General features: G+C 41.2%; 16 protein-coding genes. 14 read left to right on the top strand and 2 right to left on the bottom strand.

Annotated elements, in window-relative coordinates:
* The first annotated feature begins 9 nt into the window (after positions 1 to 9).
* The 9 genes from J7E35_RS03080 (at position 10) to J7E35_RS03040 (ending at position 7,819) form a co-directional block, all read left to right on the top strand.
* Positions 10 to 654, top strand: coding sequence for a YneB family resolvase-like protein (locus tag J7E35_RS03080; protein ID WP_214776861.1), 645 nt, complete (start codon positions 10 to 12; stop codon positions 652 to 654).
* Between the two features lie 78 nt (positions 655 to 732).
* Positions 733 to 966 (top strand): DUF896 domain-containing protein, encoded by a 234-nt coding sequence (locus tag J7E35_RS03075; RefSeq protein WP_214776859.1) that lies wholly within the window; start codon positions 733 to 735, stop codon positions 964 to 966.
* A gap of 385 nt (positions 967 to 1,351) precedes the next feature.
* A complete protein-coding gene (gene tkt, locus J7E35_RS03070; protein ID WP_214776857.1) occupies positions 1,352 to 3,361 on the top strand; it encodes a transketolase in 2,010 nt (669 codons plus the stop codon).
* 181 nt (positions 3,362 to 3,542) lie between these two features.
* A complete protein-coding gene (locus tag J7E35_RS03065; RefSeq protein ID WP_214776855.1) occupies positions 3,543 to 4,094 on the top strand; it encodes an RNA polymerase sigma factor in 552 nt (183 codons plus the stop codon).
* Positions 4,094 to 5,116 carry a DUF4179 domain-containing protein gene (locus J7E35_RS03060; protein ID WP_214776853.1) on the top strand — a complete coding sequence of 341 codons (1,023 nt, stop codon included), beginning with the start codon at positions 4,094 to 4,096 and terminating at the stop codon, positions 5,114 to 5,116. Before J7E35_RS03065 ends, J7E35_RS03060 begins: the two co-directional genes overlap by 1 nt.
* A gap of 127 nt (positions 5,117 to 5,243) precedes the next feature.
* Positions 5,244 to 5,669: a VOC family protein gene (locus J7E35_RS03055; RefSeq protein ID WP_214776851.1), complete on the top strand. Its 426-nt coding sequence runs from the start codon at positions 5,244 to 5,246 to the stop codon at positions 5,667 to 5,669.
* Between the two features lie 112 nt (positions 5,670 to 5,781).
* Positions 5,782 to 6,528, top strand: a complete 747-nt coding sequence (locus J7E35_RS03050) for an SDR family NAD(P)-dependent oxidoreductase (RefSeq protein ID WP_214776849.1) — start codon at positions 5,782 to 5,784, stop codon at positions 6,526 to 6,528.
* A gap of 106 nt (positions 6,529 to 6,634) precedes the next feature.
* Positions 6,635 to 7,330, top strand: coding sequence for a lysozyme family protein (locus J7E35_RS03045; protein WP_214776847.1), 696 nt, complete (start codon positions 6,635 to 6,637; stop codon positions 7,328 to 7,330).
* A gap of 339 nt (positions 7,331 to 7,669) precedes the next feature.
* Entirely contained in the window at positions 7,670 to 7,819 is a 150-nt protein-coding gene (locus tag J7E35_RS03040) for a hypothetical protein (RefSeq protein WP_214776845.1), read from the top strand.
* Positions 7,820 to 7,859: 40 nt separating this feature from the next.
* Here the strand turns inward: J7E35_RS03040 and J7E35_RS03035 are convergent, their stop codons facing one another.
* Positions 7,860 to 8,495, bottom strand: coding sequence for an FMN-dependent NADH-azoreductase (locus J7E35_RS03035; RefSeq protein WP_214776843.1), 636 nt, complete (start codon positions 8,493 to 8,495; stop codon positions 7,860 to 7,862).
* A gap of 249 nt (positions 8,496 to 8,744) precedes the next feature.
* Here J7E35_RS03035 and sirA point away from each other — a divergent pair, with 249 nt between their 5' ends.
* Positions 8,745 to 9,185: a sporulation inhibitor of replication protein SirA gene (gene sirA / locus J7E35_RS03030; protein ID WP_214776841.1), complete on the top strand. Its 441-nt coding sequence runs from the start codon at positions 8,745 to 8,747 to the stop codon at positions 9,183 to 9,185.
* A gap of 158 nt (positions 9,186 to 9,343) precedes the next feature.
* Positions 9,344 to 9,559 (top strand): YneF family protein, encoded by a 216-nt coding sequence (locus J7E35_RS03025; protein WP_041966564.1) that lies wholly within the window; start codon positions 9,344 to 9,346, stop codon positions 9,557 to 9,559.
* Between the two features lie 530 nt (positions 9,560 to 10,089).
* Here J7E35_RS03025 and J7E35_RS03020 read toward each other — a convergent pair.
* Complete coding sequence (locus tag J7E35_RS03020; RefSeq protein WP_214776839.1) at positions 10,090 to 10,251, bottom strand: hypothetical protein; 162 nt, start codon at positions 10,249 to 10,251, stop codon at positions 10,090 to 10,092.
* Between the two features lie 139 nt (positions 10,252 to 10,390).
* Between J7E35_RS03020 and J7E35_RS03015 the strand changes: the two genes are divergently transcribed.
* The 3 genes from J7E35_RS03015 to J7E35_RS03005 all read left to right on the top strand — a co-directional run bounded on the left by J7E35_RS03015 (position 10,391) and on the right by J7E35_RS03005 (position 12,618).
* On the top strand, positions 10,391 to 10,846 hold the full coding sequence (locus tag J7E35_RS03015; protein ID WP_214776837.1) for a GNAT family N-acetyltransferase: 456 nt from the start codon (positions 10,391 to 10,393) through the stop codon (positions 10,844 to 10,846).
* An 11-nt stretch (positions 10,847 to 10,857) separates the two neighbouring features.
* Positions 10,858 to 11,232, top strand: coding sequence for a DUF2750 domain-containing protein (locus J7E35_RS03010; RefSeq protein WP_214776834.1), 375 nt, complete (start codon positions 10,858 to 10,860; stop codon positions 11,230 to 11,232).
* Positions 11,233 to 11,322: 90 nt separating this feature from the next.
* Positions 11,323 to 12,618 carry an MFS transporter gene (locus tag J7E35_RS03005; RefSeq protein ID WP_214776832.1) on the top strand — a complete coding sequence of 432 codons (1,296 nt, stop codon included), beginning with the start codon at positions 11,323 to 11,325 and terminating at the stop codon, positions 12,616 to 12,618.
* Positions 12,619 to 12,677: the final 59 nt, after the last annotated feature.

The following is a 12,677-nucleotide window of genomic DNA, read 5'->3' as shown; positions in this document are numbered from 1 at the left end:
GGTGACAACATGAAAGCAATTATTTATTGCCGCGTAAGTACAACGAAAGAAACACAGGAAACTTCGCTGGCCAGGCAGGAAGAAGAGCTGTTGCGGCTGGCAGGCAACTATGGTTTTGAAGTAGCCAGTATTATTAAGGAGCAAGCTAGTGGTTATGATCTTGAGAGAGAAGGGATCCTGGAACTGCTGGAACTGATCAAGGATAAGAAGATTGGTGCCCTGTTGATTCAGGATGAGACGAGACTTGGAAGAGGAAATGCCAAAGTCGCGATTCTTCATTGCATCCTGAAAGAAAATGTAAAGTTATATAGTGTCTCCCACAGTGGGGAACTCCAGCTATCCGAATCAGATTCGATGGTGCTCCAAATTGTCAGTATGGTGGAAGAGTACCAGAGGAAAATCCATAATATTAAGATCAAGCGTGGGATGAAACGAGCAGTGGAGCATGGATACAAACCGCAGCGTAACCTAAAAAATCAAGGTGAAAACTCCGGCCGGGAACGGAAAGAGATGCCGGTCGAGGAAATTGTCAGACTGCGGAATAACGGTCTTACCTTTGCTGAAATCGCAGCAACACTAAGAGGCTTTGGATATGACGTATCCAAAGCAACGGTAAACCGAAGATATCTTGAGTTCATAGAAACAGAGGATTAAGGAAGCTCTATTCTTGTAAAATCGAGAAAATTTTAGTAAGATGACATTTGACGTAATTTTTTACAAAGGAGCTTTACAATGCTATCAAGTGATAAAATTGCTAGAATCAATGAACTGGCAAGGAAAGCAAAAACATCCAAGTTGACTGAAGAAGAAGCAAAGGAACAAACAAACCTTCGCGCGGAATATCTACAGTCTTTCCGATCTTCTATGCTTAATACACTTAAAGGTGTTACAATTGTAGATCCTGAAGGCAATGATGTTACCCCTGATAAGCTCAAGGAAGAAAAAGCGAAGAACAAGCTTCATTAAATATATGAAAAAATGGAATACATCCAGCATGTATTCCATTTTTATTTGTAAATCCTTTGAATAGTTAATTATCCAACCCTGTAGAGCTTAAGAATCAACAATATGAATATGCAGCTTGTATGATCCTCCTTTATTTTAAGGAGGAAAGCAAATAGATTGAAGTATTTCCGGCTGCTCAAACTATTCGAAATTCTTAAATAATGCACTCTGCTGCAATTTCTTTTTCAGCCACGAAGCAGTGTATTTACATAACAACAGCCAGTTTGTGTCAAAATAGATAACAATACGGTCATTTCTGTCTCTTTCAGGCACAATTTGTTGTATAATAATTTCTCTCGCTATAATATTAAGGATGTAGCTAGTACCTATAGAAAGGATGTATTTTATGTTTAAAGAAATTGATATGCTTTCAATTGATTCCATCCGTACCTTATCAATTGATGCAATTGAAAAGGCAAACTCCGGCCACCCAGGCATGCCGATGGGGGCAGCACCGATGGCTTACACATTGTGGACTCGTTATATGAACATCAACCCAAAGAACCCAGAATGGTTTAACCGCGACCGTTTTGTATTATCTGCAGGACATGGTTCAATGTTGTTATACAGCTTGCTGCATCTTGCTGGTTATGATTTAACAATGGATGATATTAAACAGTTCCGCCAGTGGGGCAGCAAGACTCCAGGACACCCTGAGTTCGGCCACACTGCCGGTGTAGACGCAACAACCGGACCGCTTGGCCAGGGGATTGCTATGGCAGTCGGTATGGCAATGGCTGAACGTCATCTTGCTGCAGTCTATAATAAAGATAACTTTAATATCGTTGACCACTATACATATAGTATTTGCGGTGACGGCGATCTAATGGAGGGAGTATCTGCTGAAGCAGCATCACTAGCAGCTCACCTGAAGCTAGGAAGAATGATCGTTCTTTATGATTCGAATGATATTTCCCTTGATGGTGATCTTGATAAGTCATTCTCCGAAAGCGTTGAAGGCCGTTTCAAGGCATACGGATGGCAATATATCCGAGTTGAAGATGGCAACAACCTTGAAGAAATTGCAAAAGCCATCGAAGAAGCCAAGACAGATGAAGACCGTCCAACAATGATTGAGGTCAAGACAGTCATTGGATATGGATCACCTAACCTTTCCGGTAAATCAGATGTTCATGGTGCTCCCCTTGGTGCTGATGAACTGAAGCTTACTAAGGAAGCATATAAGTGGACTTTTGAAGAAGACTTCCACGTGCCAAGCGAAGTATATGATCACTTCAAACAGCAAATTGCTGATAAAGGTGAACAGACAGAGCAGGCATGGAACGAACTTTTTGCAAAATATAAGAGTGAATATCCTGAGCTAGGGGCCCAGCTTGAAACAGCAATGAAGGGTGAGTTAGTAGAAGGATGGGATAAAGACATTCCAGTATACGAAGAAGGCAAGAGCCTTGCGAGCCGTGCATCTTCTGGAGAAGCACTTAACGGCATTGCGAAAAACCTTCCTTACTTGGTCGGTGGATCGGCTGACCTAGCTGGATCAAACAAAACAATGATCAAGGGAACTGGTGACTTCTTCCCAGGTTCATTCGAAGGCCGTAACATCTGGTTTGGTGTTCGTGAGTTCGCCATGGGTGCTGCAATGAACGGTATGGCTCTACACGGTGGACTTAGGATATTTGGCGGAACATTCTTTGTGTTCTCCGACTACTTGAAGCCGGCGATCCGACTTGCTGCATTAATGGGCTTGCCTGTAACATACGTCTTCACTCATGATAGTATCGCAGTAGGAGAAGATGGACCGACGCACGAACCAGTTGAGCAGCTTGCGGGACTCCGTGCAATGCCGAACCTGTCAGTGATTCGTCCTGCAGATGGCAACGAGACAGCCGCTGCGTGGAAGCTTTCAATTGAATCTACAAAGACGCCTACGGCACTTGTTTTGACACGCCAAAACCTTCCAACGATTAAAGACACTGACAAGAACGCATATGAAGGCGTATCTAAAGGTGCTTACGTCATTTCTCCAGCTGGAAAAGACACTGCTGATGCATTGCTTCTGGCTGCAGGATCAGAAGTTGGACTTGCAGTGAAGGCACAAGAGACACTTGCTTCAGAAGGAATCGACGTAGCTGTTGTCAGCATGCCTTCATGGGACCGCTTCGAACAACAGTCCAAGGAATACAAAGAAAGTGTAATTCCTAAATCTGTCAAGAAGCGTCTTGGAATTGAGATGGGATCTTCACTTGGCTGGCACCGTTACGTGGGTGACGAAGGAGAAGTTCTTGCAATCGATACATTCGGTGCATCTGCTCCTGGTGAGAAGATCTTGGAAGAGTACGGATTCTCTGTAAACAATGTAGTCGCACGCGTAAAAGGTTTACTGGAGCAAAACTAAATAACTAGATATAAAAGAGTACGGAACCAATAATGGTTTCGTACTCTTTTTTGTTTGGAATAAAATAATGGAAATTCATGTTAAAATAATCTGGGTTTTATTTATATTTTTTTCATCACCTTGCAACCAGAAAGCGGTTGAGTTCGCCTAAAGAATAGAAGCAAACAAGGAGGTGCTGCTTTTGGAACAGAATGAATTGATGCTGCGAATCCAAAATGGAGATGAGTCAGCATTCGCTGAATTACTGAATCCATTGGTTGAAAAGGCATATAAAACGAGCTATAGTATTGTCCGATCAAAGGAAGAGGCAGAAGAAGTCGTCCAAAACGCAATGCTAGAAGCATATCGGAATATCATGGCCGGTAAGGAAATAGTCTATTTTAATACATGGTTTTACAAGTTGGTTTCACACCGGTCCATTGATAGAGTAAGGAAGAATGCAAGAAAGAAGGAAACGGTAATTGAAATTGAAACGTTACAAGATCATCGGGGAGTAGTAGACGCGGTGATTCAGGAAGAAGTGCATCTTGAAATCAATCAAGGAATTCAGTCTCTCAAAAACGGAGATTATCGGAATGTGCTGCTCTTATACTATTATCAAGATTTTTCTATCCAGGAGGTTTCAGAAATGCTTGGAATGAAAACCTCAACAGTCAAATCACATCTTCACAGGGCCAGAAAAGCTCTAAAGACTAGGCTAATGGAAAATCAAATGATAGGGGTGAGCACATAATGAATAAGGAAGATAAGATAATCAAAAGAGAGATAGAGGAAGACATGGATACGATTGAGGTGCCCTCTTCACTTTATGTTTTTGCCAAAAATATTAAAAAGGAAGAAGCACAAAGGAAATCAGCTGGCAAAATAAGAAAAAACAAATCGTTCCATTTTGCAGCAGCAGCAGTAATTACATTAGGGGTAATGACTGGTTCTGCATTCCTTAATCCTACTGTTGCAGAAATGGCCTCTAAAATCCCTTACCTCGGGCAGGTTTTTAAGACAAAACCTGTTGATACTATGCTTTGGGAAGCACTTGAGAAAGAAGGATATGAAAATTTCTCCCTAGGGACGACTCCGGGTGAAGTGACCAGTTTTGAAATCAGTATCGAGGGCTCAGAAAAGGATGCAGACCGGGAGCGGGACAAAATCACTGCTATCACAGATAAGGTTTTAAAAAGTAAAGGATACGATGAGTATAAAATTAAAGTCAGCTCCTATATTCCTCAAGTTACACCAATTACTAAGGAGGAAGAGGAATTAACTCAGCTGGGTGAAAAACTTACATCAGATTTAAAGTTAGCAGGGTATAACATAATATATGTAAATCCATTCAACAAGCAGATTGAGATCGCCATACCAAAAACAGAAACACGAGGAGAAGAAATTAAACAAGCGACCATCCAATCTACCAGCCGTTATGGGTATGAAAAAGATGTAACCTTAGAAATTGTCGATATAGAAAAAAACAAGCGCGAAGACATTTGGCTTGGTTATATGAGAAGTATATATGAAGGACTGGCCCTGAAAAAAGAGTATCATGTGACGGGTTATGGATATTCGTACAAAAAAAACACAATGAAAATGATCATAAGAACCAACTTGAAACCATCTGATCGAGAAGCAGAAGAAACGGTCAAAAAAATCCGTAAGGAAATTGAGAATTTTGTTGAAACTGAAAAGCCGAATACAATTGTAAAAGATGATCAATATGAGGTCATACTCCGCGACAAAAGCGGTGATGACTTGCCGTATTAAGCTAATTTAAAAAAAGCGGATATCTCCGCTTTTTTATTTTTGTTTCAGTATAAAATTGAACAAAAAAACAGATAATGGTAAAATGGAAACGAACTGGTGTTCTTAAAAATTAGAAAGAGGTGCTGAAATGATTACAGGAATTGTCCCTTATTTAGTGACGGATGGAAATGGCCAGGAAGCAGTGGGGTTTTACCAGGAGGCACTTGGAGCCGAAGTGGTTAGTCTGCAAACATTTGGTGATATGCCTGCAAATCCTGAATATCCGCTTCCTGAAGAAGCAAAAAATCGAGTATTGAACGCCCAGATGAACATTGGAAATGCGAAATTGATGCTATCTGATACATTTCCTGGACAGCCATTTCAGCTTGGATCTCAAGTCACGATAGCACTGATGGTGGATAATCCTTCTGAAGCCAAGACAATTTTCGAGAAGCTTCAAGCAGGTGGGAAGGTTACAATGCCACTTCAGGAGACCTTCTGGAGCCCAGCTTACGGGCAGGTGACAGATCAGTTTGGTGTCGAGTGGCAAATATCGACAGAAGTGAAGAAATAAATCCTGAGCTGGACTGTTATTGCAGTCTGGCTTATTTTCGATATCGAGATTGAAAAGAGGATCGATGTGGAATCAATGGTAATATGAATTTCGTTTAATTGGAGGTAAGAAAATGACAGGAAAGTTTGTAGGGAAGACGGTTATCATAACCGGTGGATCTAAGGGGATTGGCAAAGGAATTGCCGAAGCATTTGCAATTGAGAAGGCGAATGTTTGTATTGCGGATATAGATGAAACAAAGGCGAAAGAGTTAATTTCCAGGCTAAAAGAGTCAGGTGGACAAGCTGTCTTTTATAAAACAGATGTCAGGAAAGAAGAGGATCTTGTCAGCCTGGTGGATCATGTTATACATGATTTCGGGCAGATTGATGTTTTGATCAATAATGCTGGGGTGTCAAGGTTCAAGCCTTTATTTGAGCTTACAACCGAGGAATGGGAAGATGTTGTTTTTACCAATCTCAGGAGTGTTTTCATTGGTTCCCGTGAAGCTGCCAGAAGGATGAACGAGGGTGGACGGATCATCAATATAGCATCAACAAGGGCAGCCATGTCTGAACCGAATTCCGAAGCTTATGCTTCTTCTAAAGGAGGAATTGTTGCCTTGACGCACGCCCTTGCCGCTTCGCTTCAAGAGAAGGGAATAACAGTCAACTCGATAAGTCCAGGCTGGATCCAGACAGAGGGATATGATGGATTACGTGAAGAAGACCATCTTCAGCATTGGTCCAACCGTGTCGGAAAGCCGGAGGATATAGCCAAAGCGTGCCTCTATTTAGCTGACCCGCAGAATGATTTTATTAATGGCCAGGACCTTGTTATTGATGGCGGTATGACACGTAAAATGATCTATGAAGAGTAAAATAAATGAGAGGGAGCTGCGAAAAAAATAGCGGCTCCCTTTTAACTTTGAATGATTTTTTATAAAATAAGAGAAACGAGTACAGTACTTGGGAGAGAAATCATGAATGAAATACAGTAAAAAGAAACCCAAAAAGAAAAAACAAGTGCAGAGAAATTTCAATCTGGCCATCTTATTGCTTGTGAGCTTCGTTGTTTTTTTTCTGCTTGATAGATTCCTGGAGTTATATAATGATAATTTCAAAAAAGTGAATGTAGGTGTGAATAGTTCAATCGGTGAAGTAGCCAAGTATACACCGATGATTGAGGAAGAATTGAAAAAAGTAGGGTTGGACGGACACACAGTCACAGTCGCAGCCTTAATGATGCAGGAGAGCAGAGGGATAGGCGGCGACCCTATGCAAGCTTCTGAATCCTTGGGTTTGGCTCCTAATACCATACAGGATCCGCACAAGAGCATTCAGCAAGGTGTAAAGTACTATCAACGTGTCGTGAATCATGGCAATAAAATGCAAGTTGATTTTCCGACAGTCATCCAGTCATACAACATGGGAATCGGCTATATTGATTTTGTAGCTAGAAACGGCGGGAAGCACAGCGAGGAGCTTGCAAAAAAGTTTTCCATGATCCAGGTCAAGAAAAATCCGCAGACCTATGACTGCGGCGGAGACAAAGACAATTTTCGCTATCCTTATTGCTATGGCGATTTCACTTATAGCACGAAGGTGGCGAAACATATGGACTCCATTACAGTGAGCATTCCAGCAAATTTAAGCGAGGCAAGTACGAAGCGTTCTTTTTAAATTGAGTGATATGACAACCAGAAAAACATCCAAATATTCGGATGTTTTTTTATTAAGGCTGTTTTCGTAAAGATTGTTGTTAAAATCCTAAAGCCGATTTTAACGTAATGTAAGCCATTTTGCAGGTCGGTATTAAGTTTGCATGCTCTTTTCTCACAAAAGAGTAAACTTTTCGAATAAAAATAGGTCATTCTATCCTATTTTGTAGTTAATAACAACAAAGTTAAAGAAAAGAGCCTTTATTAAAGAAAATTTTTAGAATAAAGCAGGAAAAAAGAATGAACACGGTAAATATATTAGTAACAAATACCTATACTAATAATCAGGAGGTGTGTATATATGTTTGAATATGGAAAGGACATTCCACTGGACGGCGCGGTTGTGAATCAAGCAGCACAACAAGGAGCTGCCGAGGAACAGGAATTCACGGAAGGGACTGTTTTCAGCTTCGACCATCGCAAGGACATTCCATTGGACGATGTAAAATAGACCAGTAAAAAAAGCCTGAAAACAGGCTTTTTTTGCTGGTTTAAAATTGCTTGGCAAGCTCGTTCGCGCGCTGAATTGCTTGCTGTTTGATCTCCTGAGCTTTATCAGGCGCAGCTGCCATACCTTCAACCGCCAAGGTTTCAACATCAGTCACTCCCATGAAGGCAAGAACTGCACGAAGGTAACGGTCACCAAATTCCAAATCTTTAGCAGGACCCTCTGAGTACACACCGCCACGTGCCTGGATATGAAGGGCTTTTTTACCACCCAGCAAACCAACCGGGCCTTCTGCAGTATACTTAAACGTCTTACCGGCGATTGCAATATTGTCAATGTAAGCTTTCATTTTTGGAGGGAAACTGAAATTCCATAAAGGAGTCGCAAAGATGTATTTATCTCCAGCAATGAATTGGTCTGTCAGTTGATTAATCGAGCTGACTTTTTGTTTTTCATCGTCGCTAAGCTGTTCAAAAGCCGAACCTTGCTGTAATTTACCCCAGCCGCTGAAAACATCTGTATCAATAAAAGGTACGTCCATTTTATAAAGGTCCAATCTGACGACCTCATCTTCAGGATTGTTTTCACGATAGGCTTTAATGAACTCCTCGCCAACCGATAAACTGAACGATTCCTCAACCGGCTTTGGATTTGCTGTAATGTAAAGTACTGTTGCCATGCATAGTCATCCTTTCTCATTCTAATTAACATTGATATATTCCCCTAATTACAAGTGAGTATTCCATTTTTTAAAAAATTAGTCAAACCACGTATTTCGTGACAACGGAACAGGTGAAAATTATAATAAAAAGTAAGAAAGTTTTGAATTCGACATAATTAGTGGATTTTTTCGGCATCTTTAGACAAACGCAGACTGAACGTTTTCCTATAATAAAGACAAAAGCTTGTCTGCAGAGGAGGGGATCATGTGAGATCCTACCAGCTATATCTAATAGAAGATGAATTTGCCTCCCATTATTTCGGAAGAGAACGGATGTTTTATCAATTGTTTTTGGAATATAGTCAAGCAAACGATGACCTGAAATCTATCATTGCCAAGCAAGTCAAATTCGTTACGAAATCCATTCCTGTACTCCGCATCCATCAGCTTCTTCATCAACAGCTTTCCAAGGCAAAAGGATTTCATGTTGAGAACGGCATATATATATATGAAAATAACTCAAATAACAGTTCAGCCATACTTAGAGTTCATGAGAAATGGCTGGAGTTAGACTCCCATGGGCAAGTCGACGCAGAAACAGTCTTTTTTGAAATCCTTCGGAAATGTGAATCATCCTTCCTTGCCATCGACCTTGAATCAAATAAATACGGCTGGCTAAAACCGATCAAAGAACGAAAATATGTATAATGAAGACAGATGCACCAATGGGTGATTCCATTCTGCGCTGATGAATGCAAAAAGTTTTGAAATTGAATTGATTTAATAGAGAAAAAAACCTGCAGATATTGTATAATAGCTGTTGGTTTAGTACACTGTATGTTAGACAACATGAAGGAGGAAGTTTTATGTGGGATCTAATTCTAGTTGGTATACTGGCATTAGTTGTCGGTGTAGCGCTAGGATTTTTCATTGCTCGTAAATACATGGAGAGCTACTTAAAGAAAAATCCGCCAATCAACGAACAAATGCTTAAAATGATGATGATGCAGATGGGTATGAAACCATCCCAGAAGAAAATCAATCAAATGATGTCAGCAATGAACAAGCAGACAGGAAAATAAAAAAGGACAAGCACTCATTCATATTAATGGGTGCTTTTCTTATTTTTTAAGAACATGTTGAGTTGTGGATAGATTCAATAGTCTGAGAAGAACGTTTTTATGGACATATTGAAGTGTGAGTAACAATAAAATGTCTAAGAACCAGGACTTATTAGACATTTGGGAGTTTGAATGGGATCAAAATGTCTAAGAAGAAGGCTTTATTAGACATTTCGGAGCTTAAAAGGGATCAAAATGTCTATGAAGAAGTCTTTATTAGACATTTCGGAGCTTAAAAGGGATCATAATGTCTAAGAAGAAAGCTTTATTAGACATTTTGAAGGTTGAATGGGATCAAAATGTCTAAGAAGAAGGCTTTATTAGACATTTCGAAGCTTGAATAGCCACGAAATGTCTGAAAAGAGTTTTTTAATATACTGTTGAAGCGTAGATGACATCAAAGTAATAAACGCAGGTTAACTTTTCTGAACGAACCATTAAATTTGCAATAGAAGAGTGACAGCTCCGCAAAAATAACACCTGGAAGGGCGTTATTTTTGTTTGTTTGATTTGTCCTCGGCCTTATTTTTAGCACCTTGCTGAAATATTGAATCGAAAAATTCGTCTGCAGTTTCCATTACACCACCGTGAAGCTGACCGTCCGCCCCAGCTTTGTTTTTATCACCTTTAACTGGATTATGGATTCTTACCATTGTAAGCTCACCTCCTATTATTAGGCTTTGTCATCATAGTTCAAAATAACCGGCTCGAAGCATTTGTTAAACTATGGCAGGACATCTATTGGCCAATACAGAATATGAAACCTAAGAAATTAAAAAAGGGGATCATTTTATGTACCAATTTTTCAACGGACTCGTTATACGTGAAGGTACGGAAGGAATTTCAGCGGAAAAGGTCGAGAAGCTTTTTGAAGACGCGGGCTGGGCCCGTAACACCCCAGAATGGCAAAAAGAAAAGTTTTCGCTGATATTCAAAAATTCTACCTGGGCCTTTACAGTGTGGGACCAAAATGAAATGGTCGGAATGGTCAGGGTCATCTCTGATCAGATTATGGCAGCGAATATTATGGACCTGGCAGTTTTATCAACATATCGCAGAAAAGGCATAGGTCAGAAGCTAGTGCAGCTTTGCATCCAAAAGCTCCCACATGGAGACTGGTTTGCACATACTTCTGCCAACAATTTTAGCTTCTATAAAAAATGCGGTTTCGAGGTCAAGGATCTTTCGCAAAATGGGACATGTGCGTATTATGGGTATATTCAGGCCCGTAAAGATGGACATCGATAGGAGTGCTGTAATTGAATCAACATGAATTTGAGACAGTCATCAAGCAGACAGCTGCGATAAGGTATGAATACTTCATAAAAAAAGCTGCAGATTATGAAGAGGTATGGGGGTTGTATAACAAAGGCTGGGCAACTGCTCAAGATGACATGAGCAATATATTGATCCCGTTTTTTCCTAATGAAAAGTTCGCAGAAACATTTGCTAAAAATGAATGGGAAGGCTTTAGAGCAAAAAAAATCGAATTGGATAACTTCCTCGAAAAATGGCTTCCAGGGATGAAGTCAGACGGGGTAAAGCCTTCCATTTTCCCAACCGACACAGATTCCGCAGTAATGGATGTGGACACGCTGCTCAAAGACCTGGAAGCAGAGCTGGAGAATTATTGATTTAATAAGCCAAACATAAATCATATCCAAAATATACCCAATATGGTATAATAGGATCATCTTGATTTTAGGAAGAGAGAGCTGAAAAAAATGTCGCGTCAATCTGAAGGTGCAGCAGCTGAGGAAAATCAACCCGAGTGGCTGCAAGATTATGTAGAATCACCTGAAAAACAAAAAGCTTTATATAAAAGAACATTATTAATAGTGGTTCTGTCCCAGATTTTCGGTGGAGCCGGTCTTGCAGCCGGGATAACGGTAGGGGCATTATTAGCGAAAGATATGCTTGGCACCGAGAGTGTGGCTGGACTGCCTACAGCGCTCTTTACTCTTGGTTCTGCAGGGGCAGCGCTTATTGTCGGGCGCCTTTCACAACGTTATGGCAGGCGTGCCGGCCTGGCATCAGGATTTTTAACAGGTGGAATTGGTGCGATTGGTGTAATCATTGCCGCAGTGACGAATAACATCTTCCTGTTATTTGCGTCACTATTGGTTTATGGTGCAGGGAGTGCGACAAATTTACAGGCTCGCTATGCAGGGACAGACCTGGCCAGTTCAAAACAACGTGCGACAGCGGTCAGTATCGCGATGGTCTCCACGACGTTTGGTGCTGTAGCTGGTCCTAACCTTGTCGAGGTAATGGGGGAGTTTGCAATATCTGTAGGGGTTCCGGCTTTGTCCGGACCATTCATTCTCGCAGCCGCAGCCTATATCGTTGCTGGATTAGTACTATTGTTTTTCCTTCGACCCGATCCGTTTGTGGTCGCAAGGGCTATAGCTTTGGCGGAACATAAAGTTAAATCCAGTTCCCCAGATTATGTCGAGGAAGAACTTGTTACCGATAAGCGAGGAATCGGAGTTGCCGCCCTGATCATGGTCCTCACCCAAATGGTGATGGTAGCGATTATGACAATGACTCCCGTACATATGGGCAGCCATGGACATGGTTTAAGCGCGGTTGGCATGGTAATTGGTTTCCACATTGGGGCAATGTATCTGCCTTCTTTATTGACTGGGGTACTTGTTGATAAGATCGGACGTGCGACGATGGCGGTCGCTTCCGGAGTTACACTGCTGGCTTCCGGTGTTATGGCGGCTGTTGCTCCGGGTGAATCTATGCTCTGGATCACACTTGCACTCATTCTGCTCGGTCTCGGCTGGAACTTTGGCCTGATCAGCGGAACCGCTCTGCTTGTCGATGCCACAAATCCGACGAATCGTGCAAAAATGCAAGGAACTGTTGATGTAATGGTCGCGTTGTCGGGAGCCTCCGGCGGAATGCTATCAGGTATGGTTGTAGCTAATTCAAGCTTTGCCTTTCTTTCGCTCGCTGGTGGAGCACTTTCCTTAGTGTTAATACCATTTGTAATATGGTCAAATAAAAAGTAATGATTTTATCTTTTGAGTCTGGATGTCTCCAGGCTCTTTTTATTTGGTCTTTTTAAAGG

It is taken from the genome of Bacillus sp. ISL-45, from assembly GCF_018613195.1.
Taxonomy (GTDB): Bacteria; Bacillota; Bacilli; order Bacillales; family Cytobacillaceae; genus Mesobacillus.
The sequence above is the reverse complement of the archived record's forward strand: the minus strand, read 5'-3'. Positions and strand labels throughout refer to the sequence as shown.

Bases quoted from the DNA above. Each gene is read 5' to 3' on its own strand.
- tkt (WP_214776857.1), top strand. From the start codon at position 1,352: ATGTTTAAAGAAATTGATATGCTTTCAATTGATTCCATCCGTACCTTA.
- J7E35_RS03075 (WP_214776859.1), top strand. From the start codon at position 733: ATGCTATCAAGTGATAAAATTGCTAGAATCAATGAACTGGCAAGGAAA.
- J7E35_RS03040 (WP_214776845.1), top strand. From the start codon at position 7,670: ATGTTTGAATATGGAAAGGACATTCCACTGGACGGCGCGGTTGTGAAT.
- J7E35_RS03015 (WP_214776837.1), top strand. From the start codon at position 10,391: ATGTACCAATTTTTCAACGGACTCGTTATACGTGAAGGTACGGAAGGA.
- J7E35_RS03035 (WP_214776843.1), bottom strand. From the start codon at position 8,495: ATGGCAACAGTACTTTACATTACAGCAAATCCAAAGCCGGTTGAGGAA.
- J7E35_RS03060 (WP_214776853.1), top strand. From the start codon at position 4,094: ATGAATAAGGAAGATAAGATAATCAAAAGAGAGATAGAGGAAGACATG.
- J7E35_RS03055 (WP_214776851.1), top strand. From the start codon at position 5,244: ATGATTACAGGAATTGTCCCTTATTTAGTGACGGATGGAAATGGCCAG.
- J7E35_RS03005 (WP_214776832.1), top strand. From the start codon at position 11,323: ATGTCGCGTCAATCTGAAGGTGCAGCAGCTGAGGAAAATCAACCCGAG.
- J7E35_RS03025 (WP_041966564.1), top strand. From the start codon at position 9,344: ATGTGGGATCTAATTCTAGTTGGTATACTGGCATTAGTTGTCGGTGTA.
- J7E35_RS03050 (WP_214776849.1), top strand. From the start codon at position 5,782: ATGACAGGAAAGTTTGTAGGGAAGACGGTTATCATAACCGGTGGATCT.
- J7E35_RS03020 (WP_214776839.1), bottom strand. From the start codon at position 10,251: ATGGTAAGAATCCATAATCCAGTTAAAGGTGATAAAAACAAAGCTGGG.
- J7E35_RS03045 (WP_214776847.1), top strand. From the start codon at position 6,635: ATGAAATACAGTAAAAAGAAACCCAAAAAGAAAAAACAAGTGCAGAGA.
- J7E35_RS03080 (WP_214776861.1), top strand. From the start codon at position 10: ATGAAAGCAATTATTTATTGCCGCGTAAGTACAACGAAAGAAACACAG.